Source organism: bacterium SCSIO 12827, assembly GCA_024397995.1.
Taxonomy (GTDB): Bacteria; Pseudomonadota; Alphaproteobacteria; order Rhodospirillales; family Casp-alpha2; genus UBA1479.
The window spans coordinates 2,661,339-2,678,567 of record CP073746.1 but is presented as its reverse complement, the minus strand read 5'-3'; the positions used below and the strand labels follow the sequence as shown (position 1 = coordinate 2,678,567).

The window sequence follows — 17,229 nt, the reverse complement described above, 5'->3', positions numbered from 1 at the left end:
GATAGTATGGTCAGGCAATAAAAACGGTATTCGGATTCGCGGTCAAAGCGCTTGTACACGTTCGTCAATGACATTCTGAATGAAGTCGACCGGCACACCGGGCAGGTTTACTTTGGCCGGGTCGCAAACATCGTCGGTCTGTTGGTCGAGGTCGAGGGCCTTCAGGGCGCGGTCTCCGTTTCCGACCATTGCGACATCACCACCAAGAACGGCAGCATAATTCCCTGCGAGGTCGTCGGGTTCCGCGACGGCAAGGCGCTGGTCATGCCGTTCGGCGCTGTCGACGGCATTGGCATGGGCTGCAAGGTCGAGGTCGGCGCGTCGGAGCCGGTCATCTATCCGATTGAGGCCTGGCTGGGCCGTGTCATCGACGCCTTCGGTCGACCGATCGACGGCAAGGGGCCGCTGCCCACCGGTTCGACCCCTTATCCGATCCACACGGTACCGGCGCCCGCCCACGAACGCTCACGGATCGGCGGCAAGGTCGATCTCGGCGTGCGTGCCATGAACACTTTCCTGACCTGCTGTCGCGGGCAGCGGCTCGGCATTTTCGCCGGGTCCGGGGTCGGAAAATCGACGTTGCTGTCCATGATGGCGCGCAACACGGACGCCGAGGTCAGCGTGATCGGCTTGGTCGGCGAACGCGGCCGCGAGGCCCGCGAGTTCATCGAGGATCATCTGGGCGAAGAAGGCCTGAAACGTTCCGTGGTTGTCGTTGCAACCTCGGATGAACCGCCCCTGGTGCGCCGGCAGGCGGCCTTTATGACCATGGCTGTGGCGGAATTTTTCCGTGACTGCGGCGCCAACGTGCTGTGCCTGATGGACAGCGTTACCCGTGTCGCCATGGCGCAACGGGAAATCAGCTTGGCCGTGGGCGAACCGCCGGCCTCCAAGGGCTATACCCCTTCCGTCTTCGCGCTGTTGCCGCGGCTTTTGGAACGCGCCGGACCCGGTCGTCAGGGGCAGGGCGACGTGACCGGATTGTTCACGGTGCTGGTCGAGGGTGATGACCATAACGAGCCCGTGGCCGATGCCGTGCGCGGCATCCTGGACGGCCATGTCGTGCTTGACCGCGCGATCGCCGAGCGGGGCCGCTATCCCGCCATCAACATCCTGCGCAGCGTGTCCCGAACCATGCCGGCCTGCAACACGCCGGAACAGAACGCCTTGGTCGTCCGCGCGCGGCAACTGTTGTCCGTCTACGAAGACATGGCGGAACTGATCCGTCTCGGTGCCTATCGCCGCGGCTCGGATCCCAAGGTCGATGAATCGATCAAATATTATGACGCCATTGAAGAATTCCTGGGCCAGGAAATCAGTGACGTCACGGACCTCGACAGTTGCTACCGCCTGCTGGCGGAAACCCTTGAGATGCCTGCACCCGAACCGCAACATGCGGCTGCGGCGCCTGCCGGCGGCGCGGCCCCGGCGGCGTGACCAGGACCTGACGGAGACATCAAAACCCCATGGCCGCCGGTCTGAAGAACCTGATCCGCCTGCATGAATGGACCGTCGATGAACGGCGGCGCGAGCTTGGCCAGCATATCCGCAGGCTGAATGAACTGGATCAGCAGGTTCGCGATCTGGAGACCGAATTGAAGCGCGAACAGGCGCTTGCCGGGTCCAGCGAAATGGGCATCACTTTTGGCGCCTACTACAACCTGTTCCGTTATCGGCGTGGCCTTCTAGATCAGAAGATCCGTGCCAAGGAGGCGGAAATCCTGGAGGCCCGGGACATCCTCAGCCGCGCCTTCATGGAATTGAAGAAATATCAGGTCGCCGACGAAATTCGTAAGCGCGAAGCGGCACTGGAAGAAGCGCGCCGGGAACAGGGCGAATTGGACGAATTGGGTCTGCAACTCTATCGCCGCCAATCGGCGCGTCGCAAGGCAGCCAGTACGGCGGGTTAAACCGCGGGCGTTCGATCAGATCGAATGCAGATGTGCCAGAAGGGTCGCGTTGTTCCATTGCGGCTGACGGTCTTCGACCAGAATTTTATGTTCCGACACACCATCCGCGGCACCCCGGCGGGTGACGATCTGGACCCAGCGCGGCACCAGTTCATTGCTGACATCCTGCAGGATCGTTGTCGCCAGATTCTCATGGGACGGCCAATCGCCGCCTTCCAACGCCCGCAGGTAGGCGGCGAAGGCGGCGGGCGAGACGGTCAGCGCGTCAGGCACGTAGCGTAGCGCGACATCGATTGATCCGCCCAGCGCGGTGAGCCGGCCGCTCAGGCTCGACACGAAATCGATGTTGCGATCCGGATTGGGGGCCGGGGCTAGAACAGCCCGCCGCTGCCACAGATCCATGGTTCCGTTCTCCCTATACGACCAGTCCAACGCCGCCCTTGGCCGGGGCAGGGGGTTCGACCGAGATGAAATTGGCAGGTTGCGCCTGAAATCCGACGCCGCCCCGGAACCCGGTGATATCGCCTGACATCTCATAAAGATGGCGGATATCGTTGCGCATATCCGGGGGTAAATGCGCGTCCGACCGTACCACCATGTCCATTCGCCGGTGCGTGGTGTCGACCAGACCGTCCAATTGAATGTGTCCCAGCTTCGACAGGGTGACGTCGATCACGAAACGGGTTCCGGGGCCGTGCTCGGCGTCGTCGTCATCCTCGGCTTGGGCGCGGGTGAACAGGCGGATCTGTTCCAACTGTTCGCCATTCATGAAAGGGATCATGAAAATGCGCCAGTCTCCGGTGGTCGGTTCATCCGCCAAGCGCGACAGCTGTCCCATATCTTCACGCATGCGGCCCAACAATCCCAGGTTAACCCGCTGCAATACCCGCACGGTATTGTCGCCCAGCCAGGCGCGGACATCGCCGCCCCGCACGGCCGACAGAAAGAACATGATGTTCGCCGTCATGTTGCCGTCCGGGCGCGGCAAGACCGCATGCAGGAGATGTTGTGCGGTGTTGGGCGCCGCCTGTGCCAAGGTTTCGACCGCATCGTGCATGGCTGGCCAATGACGGTCGAGGAACAGGGCCTGGCGGAGCGTCAATTGGGCGTTGTCGAGAAGCGGTTCCGGTTGCGCCGGAGGCAGCGGTGCGCTGGTTACGGTAAGTACCACGCGTGCCCCCTCGGGCGGCGGGGTCGCGCCGGCCAGGGCGACGGGGCCCAGCGGCGTTTCGACAATGGCTTGGCCACCGGTCTGTGTGCCGCTGACGATTCCGGTCAGTGTCTGCCCCAGGGCCGCAAGCGGCGGTGTCGGCCCTTGGGTTTGGGTCAGGGCGGCCGCCCCGCCCGGCGGGCGGGCTGCAGGGTTGTGATCTGAACCGTGAACTGGGTTCCGGCGGGCAAGGTCTGGGGCGGGTTGGCCTGCGGAGAAGGCGTGGAAGAAGGGGAGGCCCCTGCCTGGCCCGGGCCGAAAGGACCAGCGGTCTGGGGGGCGGTTGTGGTCTCGGAAAGAGGCCCGCCGGGGGGGGCGGGTTGCCCGCCCAGTGGGCTCGTTCCCGTCGTGCCTATAAGAGCGGATCCCGTTCCCCCGGGCCCGCCGGGCACGGAGGTGCCGGGTGGTATGGCGGGCAATAAGTGCGCAGGAATCCCGGATGCCGGACGCAGCAGGGTCGCGATCAGGCTGTTGCCTTCGGCGAAGGGCGGCAGGTTGAGTGCCGCCGTGCCGGTGGTGGCCTGGGCGCCGGCCTGGAGGGATTGAGCCGCGGCGCGTAGTGCTGCGGCCGGGCTTTGCCCGTTGATCGCGGCGATGATGAATTGAAGCTGCGGGCCGCGCCCGTTCAACTGCAGGGTGACCTTGTCGCCGGGGTTCAAGTTCAACAGGGCCTGCAACTGCAACTGCAATTTGCCGACCGCGCCTTCGAGGGTCGCAAGCCCCTGTGGGCTGACATTTGCGATCTGCAAATCGAACCGCGCCCCCAGGGCGGCATCAAGGATCACCTGGGGCACGGAAATTTGGGTTTGGGCCGGGGGCAGGGTGATGGCGGTCGGCGGCGGCAGGGGGGCAGTGACCGTCGGCGTCACCGGTGGGGGCGGCGGCGGTGCGGAAATTTCCGACATTGGTGCGACCCCCAAATTGTGCTGCCGCCGTCCGCGACCGGAGGGCTCAGCCCTCGGCCGGAAGGGCGACGTTGATCATCCGTTCATGGTCGTCGATCAGGTCTTCCAGATCGACGTCTTCTTCCTGGTCGCGCAAGGGAAGCTCCGCATTCAGGCTGAGAACCTCACCGTACAGCAGGTCCGCCAGGTCGGGTGCGCCGGTCGGGAAGAAACCGTCGATGGGATCGGCGGATCCGGTGGTTCCGGCCAAGGCTAGTCCGGCGCTTTCCATGGCGGCCAGGATTGCCCCCATGCGGCCGGTGGCATCCGTGCGGGTGACCAGCATACGTTTGATGCCGAGGGCTCCGAACGCCATGGCCACGTCTGCGGCTTCCAGCGCGTCCATGCCGGCGTTCAGAACCAGCACCGGCTCGGCCGGGGCGGCGTTGACGAAATCGAACAGGCCGTCCATTTCCGTGTGCGAGCGATGATTGACCCCCGGAGAATCGACCAGCACCACGGTTCGCTTGGGAATACGGGCCATGAATTGGGCCAGTTCCTCGGCGGTTTCAGTGATGAAGAGTTCCTGGCCCATGACCTTGGCAAAGGCGGTCAACTGCTCGACCGCGCCGGCACGCTTCAGGTCGGTGGTCAGAAGCTGCACGGACCGCCGCGCCATCAGCGCCCGTGCGGCCAGTTTCACCAGGGCCAACGTCTTGCCAGCACCCGGCGGGCCGACCAGAATCAGGCGTTGGTTGTCGGCGGTTACGTCAACGGGTACGAAATTGAAATCGAGGGCAAGTGTTCCGGTCAGCGCCGCGATCGGTGTGCGCGGTTCCATGTCGGCGGCGGCCTGGGACAGGCGGTCGGCCAGGTTCATCGGCACACCGTGCAGCAGCAAGGTTTCCAAAACCTGGTCAAAGCGCTGTTCCGGCGCCATGGCGACATGACCCAGGCGGGGGTCGCTGGCGTCCTGCTGACGGGCGGCGACAATTCGCGCCTCGCCGCTGATCGGGTTGGTCTGAGTAGACACGATGGTCGCCTCGTCGCCAAGTTCGCGCCGCACAAGGGTCATCGCCTGTCGCAGGTTCGCCGCCTTGAATGTGAGAAGCCGCATGATCGTTTCTCCTGTAGCTTTCTGCCGTACGTTACACCTGCCCCACGGTCTTGATCTTGGCCTTGGGGTGGATTTCGTTCTGGGACATCACGACGGTCATCGGCCGGAAACGTTCCACGATGGAACGCACATAAGGCCGGATGGCCGGGCTGGTCAGCAGGACAGGGCTTTCGCCCATCATCGCCTGCCGTTCGAAATTGGTGCGCAGCGCGCCGATGAATTCCTGGAGCTTCGAGGGCGCCATGGACAACTGCTTATCGTCTTCCGGGCCGATGATCGATTCAGCGAAGGCCTGTTCCCAAGGTGGCGACAGGGTAACCAGCGGAATGAAGCCCTGGTCGTTCACGTTGGAATCGGAAATCTGCCGCGCCAGACGGGCACGCACATGTTCGGTGATCATCATCACGTTGCGGGTGCCGGCGCAGGCTTCGGCGACGCCTTCCAGGATGGTCGGCAGATCGCGGATCGATACCCGTTCGGCCAGCAGGTTCTGCAGCGTCCGTTGCAGACCGCCCAGGGAGATCGTGCCGGGGATGATGGATTCGACAAGCTTTTGTTGCTCCTTGTCGAGTTCATCCAAAAGCTTCTGCGTTTCCGCATAGCTCAGCAGGTCGTCCATGTTGTCCTTGATGATCTCGGTCAGGTGGGTGGTTACCACCGTTGCCGGATCGACCACCGTATAACCGCGGAACAGGGCTTCTTCGCGGTTGGCTTCCTCGATCCACATGGCCGGAAGGCCGAAGGTCGGCTCCATGGTCTTTTCCCCGGCCAGGGTGATTTCCTCACCGCGCGGGTCCATGACCAGAAGCATGCTGGGCCGAAGGTCGCCACGCCCGGTCTCGATCTCCTTGACCCGGATGACATAGGTGTTGGCGGGAAGCTGCATGTTGTCCTGAATGCGCACGGACGGCATGACGAAACCCATTTCCGACGCCAACTGCCGGCGCAGGGCCTTGATCTGGTCGGTCAGACGTTGGCCGTTTTCGGGCGGCGAATTGATCAACGACAGCAGGCCATAGCCCAGTTCCAGGCGCAGATAGTCGATGCGCAACGCCGTCGCAATGGGCTCTTCCGCGGCTTTGCTCGGTTCCGGCGTGGAATCTTCAAGTTCCTGAATCGCCTCTTCGGCTTTGCGTTTGTCGCGGGCCGTCACGATGAAGCCCATGGCGCCCGTGACAAAGGCCAGCAGCAGGAAGGGGAATGCGGGAATGCCGGGCATGGCTGCCAGGCCGACCAGCAGGAAGCTCGACATGCCGAGCGTTTTCGGCTGGCCGCCGAGCTGGCGGAACAGGGTCGCTTCCGTCGGGCCGCTGATACCCGCTTTGGTCACCATCATACCGGCGGCGGTTGATACAATCAGTGCCGGGATTTGGCTGACCAGACCGTCTCCGACGGTCAGGCGGGTGTACATGTCGGCGGCCTGGGCGAACGACAGATCTTTCTGCGCGACCCCGATGACCATGCCGCCCAACACGTTGATCAGGGTGATCAGAAGGCCGGCGATGGCATCGCCGCGCACGAACTTGGACGCACCGTCCATGGCGCCGAAGAAGGTGCTTTCATCCTCCAGTTCCTTGCGTCTGGCGCGGGCATCGTCTTCGTCGATCAGGCCCGACGACAGGTCGGCGTCGATTGCCATCTGCTTACCGGGCATGGCGTCCAGGGTGAAGCGTGCCGCGACTTCGGCGATACGGCCGGAACCCTTGGTGATGACGATGAAGTTGACGAGGACCAGGATCGCGAAAACGATGATCCCGATGACGAAGTTGTCCTGCATGACGAAGCCGCCGAAGGCCTCGATGACCTGACCGGCAGCATCCGTTCCCGTGTGACCGTCGGCCAAAATCAGTCGGGTCGACGCCAGGTTCAACGCCAAACGGATCATGGTCGCCAGCAGCAGAACCGTGGGGAACGAGTTAAAATGGAGCGGCTTTTCGATGAACAGTGCCGTCATCAGAATCAGCACCGAGAAGGTGATGGAAAAGGCCAGGCTCATATCCAGGAGCCAGGTCGGCATGGGCAGGATCAGCACCACCAGGATGCCGATAACGCCGAGTGCGAAGATCAGGTCACCGCGCTTGAGAAGGTCGATCACGCCCTGAAACGGGTTATCGCCTTCTTCCTCGGGCCCCGACTGCGGGGCGCCGCGCGGCGCGGCCGTGCGGGCGGCCGCGGGGGCGCTTTGCGTCGCCTCAGCCATTACCGTTTCCCGCCGTCATATCGTTCGTTCCCGTCGTCATTCGTTTCGGCATTTTCTTGTCGTCGTTCATTGGATGCCTTGGTCGACCCGTTTCGCGTCCCGGATCAGGGGGCCGGCGCCGCGCCGGCTTCGCCCGGTTGCGGCACGGCAAAGCCTTCCTGACTGTACTGACGCAGCTTGTTGCGCAGCGTACGGATGGAAATGCCCAGAATATTGGCTGCATGGGTGCGGTTGCCCAGGCAGTGATGCAGGGTGTCGATGATCAGATCGCGCTCCACGTCGGCGACGGTGCGCCCGACCAGGGCCGCGGTTTCCATGTCGGCGTCGGAGATACCGGCGGCCGGTGCTCCTTGGGTGCCCGACACCATGATGGTCTCCGGCCCGATATCTGATCCGGTCGCCAGAATCACGGCACGGTGAATGGCGTTTTCCAATTCGCGCACGTTTCCGGGCCAACTGTGGGCCATAAGCCTGCTCATGGCGCCTTCGGAAATCGGCCGCTCGTCGATATGGTTGGCTTCCGAATATTTTTTCACGAAATGACGTGCCAAGAGGGGGATGTCCTGTTCCCGCCGGGAAAGCGACGGCATCACCAGATTGACCACGTTGAGACGGAAGTACAGATCCTCGCGGAAGGTGCCCTTGGCGACCTCTTCCTGCAGGTTGCGGTTGGATGTGGCGATGATGCGTACGTCGACCTTTACCGGTTTGGCGCCGCCGACCCGGTCGATTTCGCGTTCCTGCAGGGCGCGCAGCAGCTTGGCCTGGAGGCGCGGGTCCATTTCAGAGACTTCGTCGAGCAACAGGGTGCCGCCGTCTGCTTCCTCGAACTTGCCGACGCGACGGGACACGGCACCGGTGAAGGCGCCTTTTTCATGCCCGAACAGTTCCGATTCCAGAAGGTTTTCCGGGATCGCCGCGCAATTGACGGCGACGAAAGTCTTGTCCTTGCGGCGGCTTTTGGCATGCAGATGGCGGGCCATCATCTCCTTGCCGGTGCCGGATGCGCCGGTGATCAGGACGCTGGCTTCCGACGGGGCGATCTGGTCGGCCATCTTGATGACGTCGGCCATGCCCGGATCGTTGTAGACGATGGTGCTGGGTTCTTCCGACACGGCATGCAGGACGGCGGCGATCAGTTCGGCATCCGGCGGCAGGGGGATGTATTCCTTGGCACCGGCCTTGATGGCGCGGACGGCGGCCTGGCTGTCGTTGCCGACGCCGCAGGCGATGACGGGAAGGGCGATGCGCTCGCTTTCCAGCGAGGAGACCAGGCGCGCGATGTCGGCATGCACGTCGATCATGATCAGGTCCGCCCCTTGTCCCGAGCGCAATTGATCAAGGGCCCGGTCGACCGTTTCGGCCTGCTGGACTTTGGCTCCCTTCTGCATCGCGATCTGGCTTGCGGCGCCGATTTGCCCGCCGAGCGTACCGATAATCAATAACCTCATGACCGTTCTGTCCCTACTTTGATCTGCATGTCATTCATGTCGTGTCGTTCATTCATCTTTGGGGCCATCTTCGGGCCTAGTCGAAATAGGAAACCCGCTTTTCCGGCGGCAGGATGCTGTTCAGCAGCATTTCCAGGCGTCGGGGATTTTCCTGACGGCCGATCGAGCCGGTGGACAGGACATAGACCTGGTTCACCATGGCTTCGTCGGCGGAATTCCGTTCCAGTTTGTTGGCCATCGGCGTGAACACCATGTTGGCCAGCACCGCGCCGTAAAAGGTCGTCAGCAGCGCCACCGCCATGCTCGGGCCGATGGTGCCCGGGTCCGACAGATTGCCCAGCATCTGAACCAGGCCGATCAGGGTGCCGATCAAGCCCATGGCCGGCGCCAGTTCGGCCATGCGGCGCAGCACGTTGATGCTTTTCTGATGGCGCTGGAACATGGCCTGCATGTCGCGGCGCAGGATGGCTTCGACCTCTTCGCCGGGGGTGCCGTCGACGACCATGCCGATGCCTTTGTGCAGAACCGGTTCCGCCTGAATGGCGCCCATCACGTTCTGCAGCGCCAGGACACCCTGCTTGCGCGCCAATTCGGCCAGTTGCAGGGTCTGGAACGCAGCGCGCGTCGGATTGCGGTTGACCTGGATGAAGATTTTCAGCGCGACCCGCAGGGTGCGGAGCATTTCGTTCAGTGAAAAGCTCGCGGTGGTGATGGCGAAAGTGCCGCCGATGACGATCAGGATCGACGGGATATTGATGAACGACCCCGGTGATCCGCCCAGTACGATTGCCGCGGTAAGCAGCCCGAAACCCACGGCAAGACCAAGTACCGTGGCGATGTCCACGGTGGTCCTGTTGCGCAGTGGGCCGCCGGCGTTGGGTGTTGCTTCCGCCATCTTCAGTCGTCTTTCCTGGCCGATCCGTATTAGCGGTCGGTCTTGATGATTTCCGTCATGGTCACGCCCAGACGGTCTTCGACGACCACCACCTCGCCGCGCGCGACCAGGCGGTTGTTGACATAGATGTCGATGGCCTCGCCGACCTTACGGTCCAGCTCGATGACGGCGCCGCGGCCAAGGCGTAAAAGCTGGCTGACCTGCATGGTCGCTTTGCCCAGAACGGCGGAAACCGTCACCGGGATATCGTAGACCGCTTCCAGGTCACGGGCGCTTTTGGGCAGATCGGTGACTTCCGGCAGGCCCGAGGGGCTTGCCGTCGGCGCGGAGCCGGCGGCCTCACCACCGTCACCGCCGTTGGACACGAATTCGCCCAGTTCAAAATCGTCTTCGGCCATGGTTTTCTCCTAGTCCTTCAGGTCGTCTTCGAGTTCAAGATCCGCCCGCCGATCCGTTTCGGCTCCGGCGCGGCTTCTTCGCTTGATGAGGATGTGTCGTCCTGCGTGCCTTCGGGGCCGCGTCGGTGATCAGGTCTTCCGACGGCACGGGGGCATGCGTGTCTTCTTCGCTGTCCGGCGCGGCGGGTGCGGCAATCTCGACCTCCGCCATGATTTCCTCCGACGGAACCGGCGGCGGGCCGTCCGCAGCCGCATCGGAGGGGCGGGGCGGGCTCAGCTGCGGGGCAGCCGTCGTTTCCACGGTTTCAGGTTGTGTCGCTGGGCCCTCGATCATCGGCTCGACGGCCTGACTGCTGCCCGCGTCGGCGTCGGCGGTCATTTCGTCGGCAGGTTCCGGGGGGGCGTCGGTGACCGTTTCCACGGGTTGGGCGCTTTCCAATTCAGCGGCCGGCGAGGCCGAATCCTGCGGCGCGTCCACGGTGTCCGTCGCCGGTTCCGGGTCGGTCTCGGGCGTCGCCGGGGTCTTCAAGTTGCGGGCAACGATGTCGTCAAGTTCGCGGGCCAGGTCATTGGCGCTGCGCATCACGCCGCCCGACGACCATTCCAGCCGACAATCGCCGACGGCCAGGCCTGGGTCGCCGAGTAATTTGATATTGCCGCGAAACCCGGACAGTTCCGATACGGCCTGGATGCGTTCATGCAGGGATTCTGCAAGATCAGCCGGAACGCGGACGATGATTTCCGGCTCGCCGGACAGCTGGCCGAGTACCGTCTCGAGCATGGATTGCACCTGATCCTGGGCGGTCTGATGGTTCAAGGTGGGGAACAGCTTGCGGACCAGCGCCGCCGCGACAGATATGGCGTGATGGGTCAGACCTTCGTTCGCTTCGGTCTGGGCCTCGAACAGGGATTGGGTCTGCTGCGCAATTGTATTCAGGGTATCGGCGATCTGCTTGTCGACAGTCGACGACGCTTCCTCCGTGCCCAACCGCTTGCCTTCGGCAAGGCCTTCCTCGCGGGCGCGGGCCAGGTCGTCCTCGGAATAGGTGGGGGCCTCCGGTTCAGGCTCGGGCTCCGGCTCCGGCTCGCCCGCGTCGCGCATGGCGGCCTCGGCGGCAGCCTTGGCACGAGCCTTCTCGCGCCGCTCCGCCAATTCGTCGAAGTCGGTATCGAACATGAACTTCTTGTAAGGGGTCTCGCCCACTATCTCTGCCTTCATTATCATTGTTTTTCAGCGCCCTAGAATACCAGTTCGCCTTCTTCGTCGCCGGTGGCGATGACGATTTCGCCGCTGTCGGCCAGGTTCTTGGCGACCTGCACGATGGCCGATTGGGCCTCGTCCACGTCCTTCAGACGCACCGCGCCCATGGCTTCCATGTCTTCCTTCATCATCTTGCCGGCGCGTTCCGACATGTTGGAGAAGAACAGGTCCTTGACCTCGTCCGACGCCCCCTTGAGGGCCAGCGCCAACTGTTCCTTCTCGACCTGACGCAGCAAGGTCTGGATGCCGCCCGGGTCGACCTTGATCAGATCGTCGAAGGTGAACATCAGCTGCTTGATACGCTCCGCACTCTCACGGTTGCGCTCTTCGAGCGCCGTCATGAAGCGGTTTTCCGTGTTGCGGTCGAGCGAGTTGAAGATGTCGGCCATCAATTCGTGGCTGTCGCGCCGTGCCGTGCGCGCCAGGTTGGTCATGAACTCGTTGCGCAGCGTGCGTTCGACGTGATCGATCACATCTTTCTGCACGGCCTCCATGCGCAACAGGCGCATGATCACTTCCATGGCGAAGTTTTCCGGCAGCAAGGCCAGCACACGGGCGGCATGGTCGGTGCGGATGCGTGACAGAATGACGGCGACGGTCTGCGGATATTCGTTCTTCAGATAGTTGGCGAGCACCGCTTCGTTCACGTTGCCCATCTTGTCCCACATGGTGCGGCCGGCCGGGCCGCGCATTTCTTCCATGATGGCATCGACGCGTTCACCCGACAGCGCCGCGTTGAGTAGGCGTTCGGCGGCGTCGATGGAACCGACCAGGCCGCCGGCCGACGACAGCTTGTCGGCGAATTCGACGAACAGCCGTTCGATGACCGAGGAATGGACGTTGCCGAGCGACGACATCGACGCGGAAAGTTCGCGGATTTCCTCGTCGTCCATGCGCTCGAACAGCATGGCCGCTTGGTCCTGATGCAGGGACAGCAGGAAGATCGCCGCTTTCTCGGTGCCCGATAGGGCTCGGTAGTCGTCCTTGATGCGGGCCATGGACCTGCTTCTCCTTGCCCCAGGCTCCCTTCCGCGTTGTGCGGGGAAGAGGCCGGGGACCTTCGTTTACGCTTCCTGGTACATCCAAGCCCGGATGATGGAAAGGGCCTCTTCCGGGTGCTTTTCGACGATCTCGCCGACCTTCTTGACCGAGGACGCCTTGACGCGGCCCTCGACGCGGTCGATGTCGATGAGTTCCTCGAACTGCTCTTCTTCCATTTCGGCCGGCGCCGGCGCCGACGGTCCGCCCAGAAGGCCGGCGGCATGGGAACTGGTATCCGCCAGCAAGCGGCCCGCGGCCTCCTGCGCCGACGGAATGGATTCGAATGCCCGGCTGACCAGCGGCCGCACGACCAGCAGGATCACCAGGATCCCCAGGATACTCAGAACCAGGATTTCCGCCAAGCGAAGCAAATCGTTCTTGCCCAGGCCGAAGAACAGTTCCAGGGGCTCTTCAAACTTGACCGGCGAGGTGAATTCCATGTTCACGACCTCGACGGAATCGCCGCGGTCCGCATCGAAACCGATGGTCGAACGCACGAGGGTCGACAACAATTCCATCTGTTCAGCAGGGCGCGGGGTATAGGTCGGATTGCCGTCCTTGTCCTTGCCCTGAATGCCGTTGACCAGAACCGCGACGGTGACCCGCTTGAGGGCGCCGTCGGTCTTGACATGGTTGACGGTCTTCTTCGAGATTTCGAAATTGACCGTTTCCTCAGTCGAGGTTTCGTCCGACTGCGCGCGCGCGCCTTCGCCGCCGCCGGGGGCAGCGTCGGGCAGGTTGGTGCCGACAGTCACGGCGGCGGTTTCCGATTCCTGATTGCGGGCGGCCCGTTCCACGGTCTGGGTCGAACGTACGACCTGACCATCCGGGTTATAGATTTCTTCGGTGGTGGACACCCGGTCGAAGTCCATATCGGCATTGACTTCGGCCCGGACGTTTCCGAAACCAACAGTCTTTTCAAGAAGTTCTTCGATCGTGCGCGCCATGCGGGCCTCGACGCTGCGGCGTCGTTCCTCATTCTTGGCGGCAATTGTGTTGACCGACTGATCGTCTTCGAAGCCGGGTGACAGCAGCTTGCCCTTGTCGTCGATAATCGTGATGCGGCCCGGCTTGAGACCCGGCACGGCGGAAGCCACCAGGTTCTGCACGGCGGAGACTTGTTCATGATCCAGGCGTTTGTTGCTGCGCATGGCCAGCACGACAGAGGCACTGGGCTGCTGTTCTTCGCGCGAAAACAGTTGCCGGCGCGGCAGGACCAGGTGGACGCGGGCACGGTGCACGATGTCCATGGACTGGATGGTGCGGCCCAGTTCGCCTTCCAGGGCGCGGCGCAGGTTCACATTCTGCAGGAAATCGGTGGTGCCGAGGGTATCGGTCTCGTCAAAAATTTCGAACCCGACCTTGCCGCCCACAGGCAGGCCGCGGTCGGCCATTTTCAACCGCAATTCCAAGGCTTTATCGGCCGGCACCCAGACTGAGGTGCCCTGATCGCGGACTTCCGCGGGGAAGCCCAAGCGGCCGACTTCCGCGGCAATGCTGTTTGAATCGGTGGAGTTCAGTTCGCTGAACAACAGCGCCATGTTGGGCTGGCCCAATTTGGTCATCAGGAAGATGAAGAACCCGAGCATCAGGAACATCACCCCGCCCATCATGGCGAGGCGAACCGGTCCCAGACCGCGCATTGCTTGAGTAAGTGCTTCCACTTGCGTCCCCCGTGGTTGCAGGAGTGTTAACCGGCAGGTTTCCCCAAACGGCTCCGGGCGTTATGCAGCGCCCTGAGCAATCAGGAATTCCGTTATTTGCAGGTTATTGGGGGGGCGGTGAACAAGTGGTTAACGGTGGGCAATTTTTGCCCACCTGGGGACCGGCGACGTCAGTTGCGGACGACGAGGTCCGGGCGCTGTGACTTGCGCTGGGCGATGTTGCGGTACACCTGGGTCCGGGTCGTGTGCAGCCCCTTGAGACCGTGATCGTCGATCAGGCGCTCCCAGGTGCGATATTCGTCCTCGGACAGGGAATAGCGCCGACATGCGTCCTGCAGGGACAGCAGCCCGCCGCGCACGGCGGAGACGACTTCGGCCTTGCGCCGGGCGACCCATCGTTTGGTGCCGGGCGGGGGCAGGTCTTCCAACCGCATGGGTTGTCCCAGCGGACTCAGCGGTTCGACGTTGCCGCCTCCGGCTGAACGTCCGTTCCGAGCATCCTGATTGTGGCGCTTGAGCAAGGTCATGATGGTAACTCGTGTTCCGTCTTCCCTGGCGGCGGTGTGTCCGCTTGTCCGTTTGTGAAACCCAGTTTAGAGGGCGGACCTTTAATGAAAGGCTAAAGAGCAGCGTTAATTTTTCCTGAACCGGCGGGTTAATGCGGTGCCGATCCTCAGAACGAAAAAGGCCCCGGAAACCGCCATTCTTGCGGTGCCGGGGCCATATTCTGTGCCGGTCTTCAACCAGGCCCGGCCGGTTAACGGAGCCGGACCAGTTCGTCGAGCATTTCGTCCGCCGTGGTAATGATTTTGGTGGCGGCGGAGAAGGCGCGCTGCACGACGATCATCTTGGTGAACTCTTCCCCGATATCGACGGTCGAGGCTTCGAGCGCCGACTGGGTGATGGCGCCGGCGGGGCCGGAGTTGGCTGACCGCAGGGTCGGATCGCCCGAGGCCTGGGTCGAGTTGAACACGTTACCCGTGCGCGACCCCAGTTCGTTGACGTTAACGAAGGTGGCGATCGGGATCTTGAACACCGGGCGGGTTTCGCCGTTGTCGAACAGGGCGGTGATCAAGCCGTCTTCCCGCACCGTGATCCCGGCGAAGGTTCCGAACTGCGAGCCGTCCTGTTCGATGAAGCCCGGGGTGAATTCATCACCGAACTGGGTCAGGCCGTCGGCGATGCCGATGGTCCCGAAGTCCAGGGTGACCTGGTCCGTGTTCGCCGGATCGTCATCGAAGTTGGCGGCGCCGTTGGAGAAACCGAGCATCTCGACTTCCTTCACCACGATATTCGACGGGAGGCCCGAAGAATCGAAGGTGATGGCGGCGGTTTTGTTGATCGCGAAGGCCGTAGCAGCCTGCAGGTCATTGCCGGAGGCATCGGTCGGAGTGCTGCCGTCCGGCGTGTCCGGAAGGTTCGCAAAACCCGCGCCGAACTCGATATTGTAAGACCCCGTCGGCAACACGTCGAGGACCAGGGTGTCGAACTGGTTGAAGTTGGGGCTGAGGCCCGTCACATCGTTCGCCCGCAGCCGTACCGTGCTGGCGCCGGTGGCGAAACTCGGGTCGTTGGCTTCGATGGCCGACTGCAGGTTGTCCAGGAAAGTGTCGATGTTTGCAGCGGTCGTGGAACCGGCGACCACGGTAACCGCGACGTCACCGGTCAGTGCGCCGGAAGCGTTACCATCGAATTCGTAAGTGATCCCATTGATGGTCAGAAGTTCATCTTCCGCCGGCACCGTGTCGAACGTGAACTGGAAGTGATCCTGATACAGGTTGTCGATCTGGCGCACCGTGAACGAGCTTTGCTGCTTGGTCGCAGCCGCACCCGCAGATGTCAGAAGGCCCGACGGATCAACCGTGATCGAACCGGTCCCGTCTTCGTCAAACCGCACGGTCGAGGCGTTGAACGGCGAAACGGAAATCCGCGTGTTGGTGTATCCGCCGTGATCGGCATAGTCGGAATCCGACGCCTTCACCTTGGCAACCAACTGGGAAACGTAATTGGCGGTGGTGATGGAGGAAGACGTGTCGACGATCTTCACCGCAGCCTGGTCCACCACGGTGACTGTCGCGGTCGCGTTCATGGCCGCGACGTTGGCGGCGAAAGAACCGGCGGCGACTTCGATCGACTGGTCGCTGTTCTTCGCCGTAATGGTAAACGTGCCGTCAGCGTTGGTACCGGTGGTGCCGGCGATCGTGATCCTGTCCCCCACGGCCAAGGCCGCGAAGGCCGAGGTGCTGGAAGCCAGGATTTCGTCGCCACCGCTCGGGCCGGTGCCGTCGTTGAAGGTCAACGTGGTGCCGGTGCTGGCCGTCAGCGTGCCGAAGTTCTGGAACTGGTATTCAATGCTGTCGATGGTGATCGACGAGCGGTTGGCCGGAAGGGACTGGAATTCGACCTGGCCGCGGCTGTCGAAGGTATTGCCGTTGGTATCTTCCAGCGTCAGGACGTCCGTGCCGGACGGCGGATCGACCGCCAGGCCCCATTGGTTGTCGCGGCCTTCACGCGTGTACTGGAATGAAATCGTGCGTGCGCTGCCAAGCGAGTCGAAGAACTGCACGTCCGAACGGTGGGTCTGGCCGGCGGTAGCACTCGCCGGCAGGTTGGCGCCGACCGAGATGCCCGTGGTCGCCGTCGCCGTGCCGCCGACCCGGTTCAGGTTGACCGTGGTCAGGAAGTCCGTCGAGATGACGTTGGTGTTGGCGATCAGGATATCCGGGTTGTTGGGGGTAATGTTGCCGTCCGCATCCACGGGATAGGCCTGCAAATAGAAGCCCGACGTGTTGCGCAGGAAGCCGTTGTTGTCCTGGAAGAACTGGCCCGCCCGCGTGTACAGGAATTCGTTGGAAAGTGACGGCACGGCCGCTTCGTTGACCACGAAGAAGCCCTGGCCCGAGATGCCCAGGTCGGTCTGCGATGTGGAGGACTGCAACAGACCCTGGATGCCGGCATCGGTTCGGGGCTTGGATTGGACACCACCGGCCGAAAAGAACGTCGACGAGGTCTGCCGGGTGACGAGGGTCTGGAAGTTGACCTGCGTGCCCTTATAACCAATCGTGTTCACGTTCGTGATGTTGTCGGCGATGGCGCCCATGGCGCTGGACTGCGCGGTAAGACCCGACACGCCCGAACTAAGTGCACCAAAAAGACCCATGTTACTTCCTCCTTACAATGCCGGTGGAAGGGTTCCAA

At 62.8% G+C, this 17,229-nt stretch carries 15 protein-coding genes; 2 read left to right on the top strand and 13 right to left on the bottom strand.

Translation table 11 applies throughout. From position 1 onward, the window contains the following. The first annotated feature begins 51 nt into the window (after window positions 1–51). Both fliI and KFF05_12595 read left to right on the top strand, forming a co-directional pair. Window positions 52–1,437 (top strand): flagellar protein export ATPase FliI, encoded by a 1,386-nt coding sequence (gene fliI, locus KFF05_12600; GenBank protein UTW50779.1) that lies wholly within the window; start codon window positions 52–54, stop codon window positions 1,435–1,437. A 29-nt stretch (window positions 1,438–1,466) separates the two neighbouring features. Beyond that, on the top strand, window positions 1,467–1,910 hold the full coding sequence (locus tag KFF05_12595; GenBank protein ID UTW50778.1) for a flagellar FliJ family protein: 444 nt from the start codon (window positions 1,467–1,469) through the stop codon (window positions 1,908–1,910). A 15-nt stretch (window positions 1,911–1,925) separates the two neighbouring features. On the opposite strand, the gene KFF05_12590 is transcribed toward KFF05_12595, so the two are convergent. The 13 genes from KFF05_12590 to KFF05_12530 form a co-directional block, all read right to left on the bottom strand. Further along, entirely contained in the window at window positions 1,926–2,312 is a 387-nt protein-coding gene (locus KFF05_12590; GenBank protein UTW50777.1) for a hypothetical protein, read from the bottom strand. A 13-nt stretch (window positions 2,313–2,325) separates the two neighbouring features. Further along, on the bottom strand, window positions 2,326–3,081 hold the full coding sequence (locus KFF05_12585) for a hypothetical protein (GenBank protein ID UTW50776.1): 756 nt from the start codon (window positions 3,079–3,081) through the stop codon (window positions 2,326–2,328). Between the two features lie 155 nt (window positions 3,082–3,236). Then, window positions 3,237–4,025 (bottom strand): hypothetical protein, encoded by a 789-nt coding sequence (locus KFF05_12580; protein ID UTW50775.1) that lies wholly within the window; start codon window positions 4,023–4,025, stop codon window positions 3,237–3,239. A 46-nt stretch (window positions 4,026–4,071) separates the two neighbouring features. Next, the gene (locus tag KFF05_12575) at window positions 4,072–5,121 is read right to left on the bottom strand and encodes a hypothetical protein (GenBank protein ID UTW50774.1); all 1,050 of its coding nucleotides are present in this window, start codon (window positions 5,119–5,121) and stop codon (window positions 4,072–4,074) included. Window positions 5,122–5,152: 31 nt separating this feature from the next. Continuing rightward, window positions 5,153–7,321: a flagellar biosynthesis protein FlhA gene (gene flhA, locus KFF05_12570; protein UTW50773.1), complete on the bottom strand. Its 2,169-nt coding sequence runs from the start codon at window positions 7,319–7,321 to the stop codon at window positions 5,153–5,155. Between the two features lie 104 nt (window positions 7,322–7,425). Further along, window positions 7,426–8,772 (bottom strand): sigma-54-dependent Fis family transcriptional regulator, encoded by a 1,347-nt coding sequence (locus tag KFF05_12565; GenBank protein ID UTW50772.1) that lies wholly within the window; start codon window positions 8,770–8,772, stop codon window positions 7,426–7,428. A 76-nt stretch (window positions 8,773–8,848) separates the two neighbouring features. Beyond that, entirely contained in the window at window positions 8,849–9,667 is an 819-nt protein-coding gene (locus tag KFF05_12560) for a MotA/TolQ/ExbB proton channel family protein (GenBank protein ID UTW50771.1), read from the bottom strand. A gap of 29 nt (window positions 9,668–9,696) precedes the next feature. After that, window positions 9,697–10,065 (bottom strand): flagellar motor switch protein FliN, encoded by a 369-nt coding sequence (gene fliN / locus KFF05_12555; GenBank protein ID UTW50770.1) that lies wholly within the window; start codon window positions 10,063–10,065, stop codon window positions 9,697–9,699. Window positions 10,066–10,099: 34 nt separating this feature from the next. Then, a complete protein-coding gene (locus tag KFF05_12550) occupies window positions 10,100–11,284 on the bottom strand; it encodes a hypothetical protein (GenBank protein ID UTW50769.1) in 1,185 nt (394 codons plus the stop codon). A 20-nt stretch (window positions 11,285–11,304) separates the two neighbouring features. Continuing rightward, on the bottom strand, window positions 11,305–12,324 hold the full coding sequence (gene fliG / locus KFF05_12545; GenBank protein ID UTW50768.1) for a flagellar motor switch protein FliG: 1,020 nt from the start codon (window positions 12,322–12,324) through the stop codon (window positions 11,305–11,307). A gap of 66 nt (window positions 12,325–12,390) precedes the next feature. Continuing rightward, window positions 12,391–14,031 carry a flagellar M-ring protein FliF gene (gene fliF, locus KFF05_12540; GenBank protein UTW50767.1) on the bottom strand — a complete coding sequence of 547 codons (1,641 nt, stop codon included), beginning with the start codon at window positions 14,029–14,031 and terminating at the stop codon, window positions 12,391–12,393. Between the two features lie 170 nt (window positions 14,032–14,201). Next, window positions 14,202–14,558 carry a DUF1153 domain-containing protein gene (locus tag KFF05_12535; GenBank protein UTW50766.1) on the bottom strand — a complete coding sequence of 119 codons (357 nt, stop codon included), beginning with the start codon at window positions 14,556–14,558 and terminating at the stop codon, window positions 14,202–14,204. Between the two features lie 230 nt (window positions 14,559–14,788). Continuing rightward, complete coding sequence (locus KFF05_12530; protein ID UTW50765.1) at window positions 14,789–17,191, bottom strand: flagellar hook-basal body complex protein; 2,403 nt, start codon at window positions 17,189–17,191, stop codon at window positions 14,789–14,791. Window positions 17,192–17,229 lie beyond the last annotated feature (38 nt).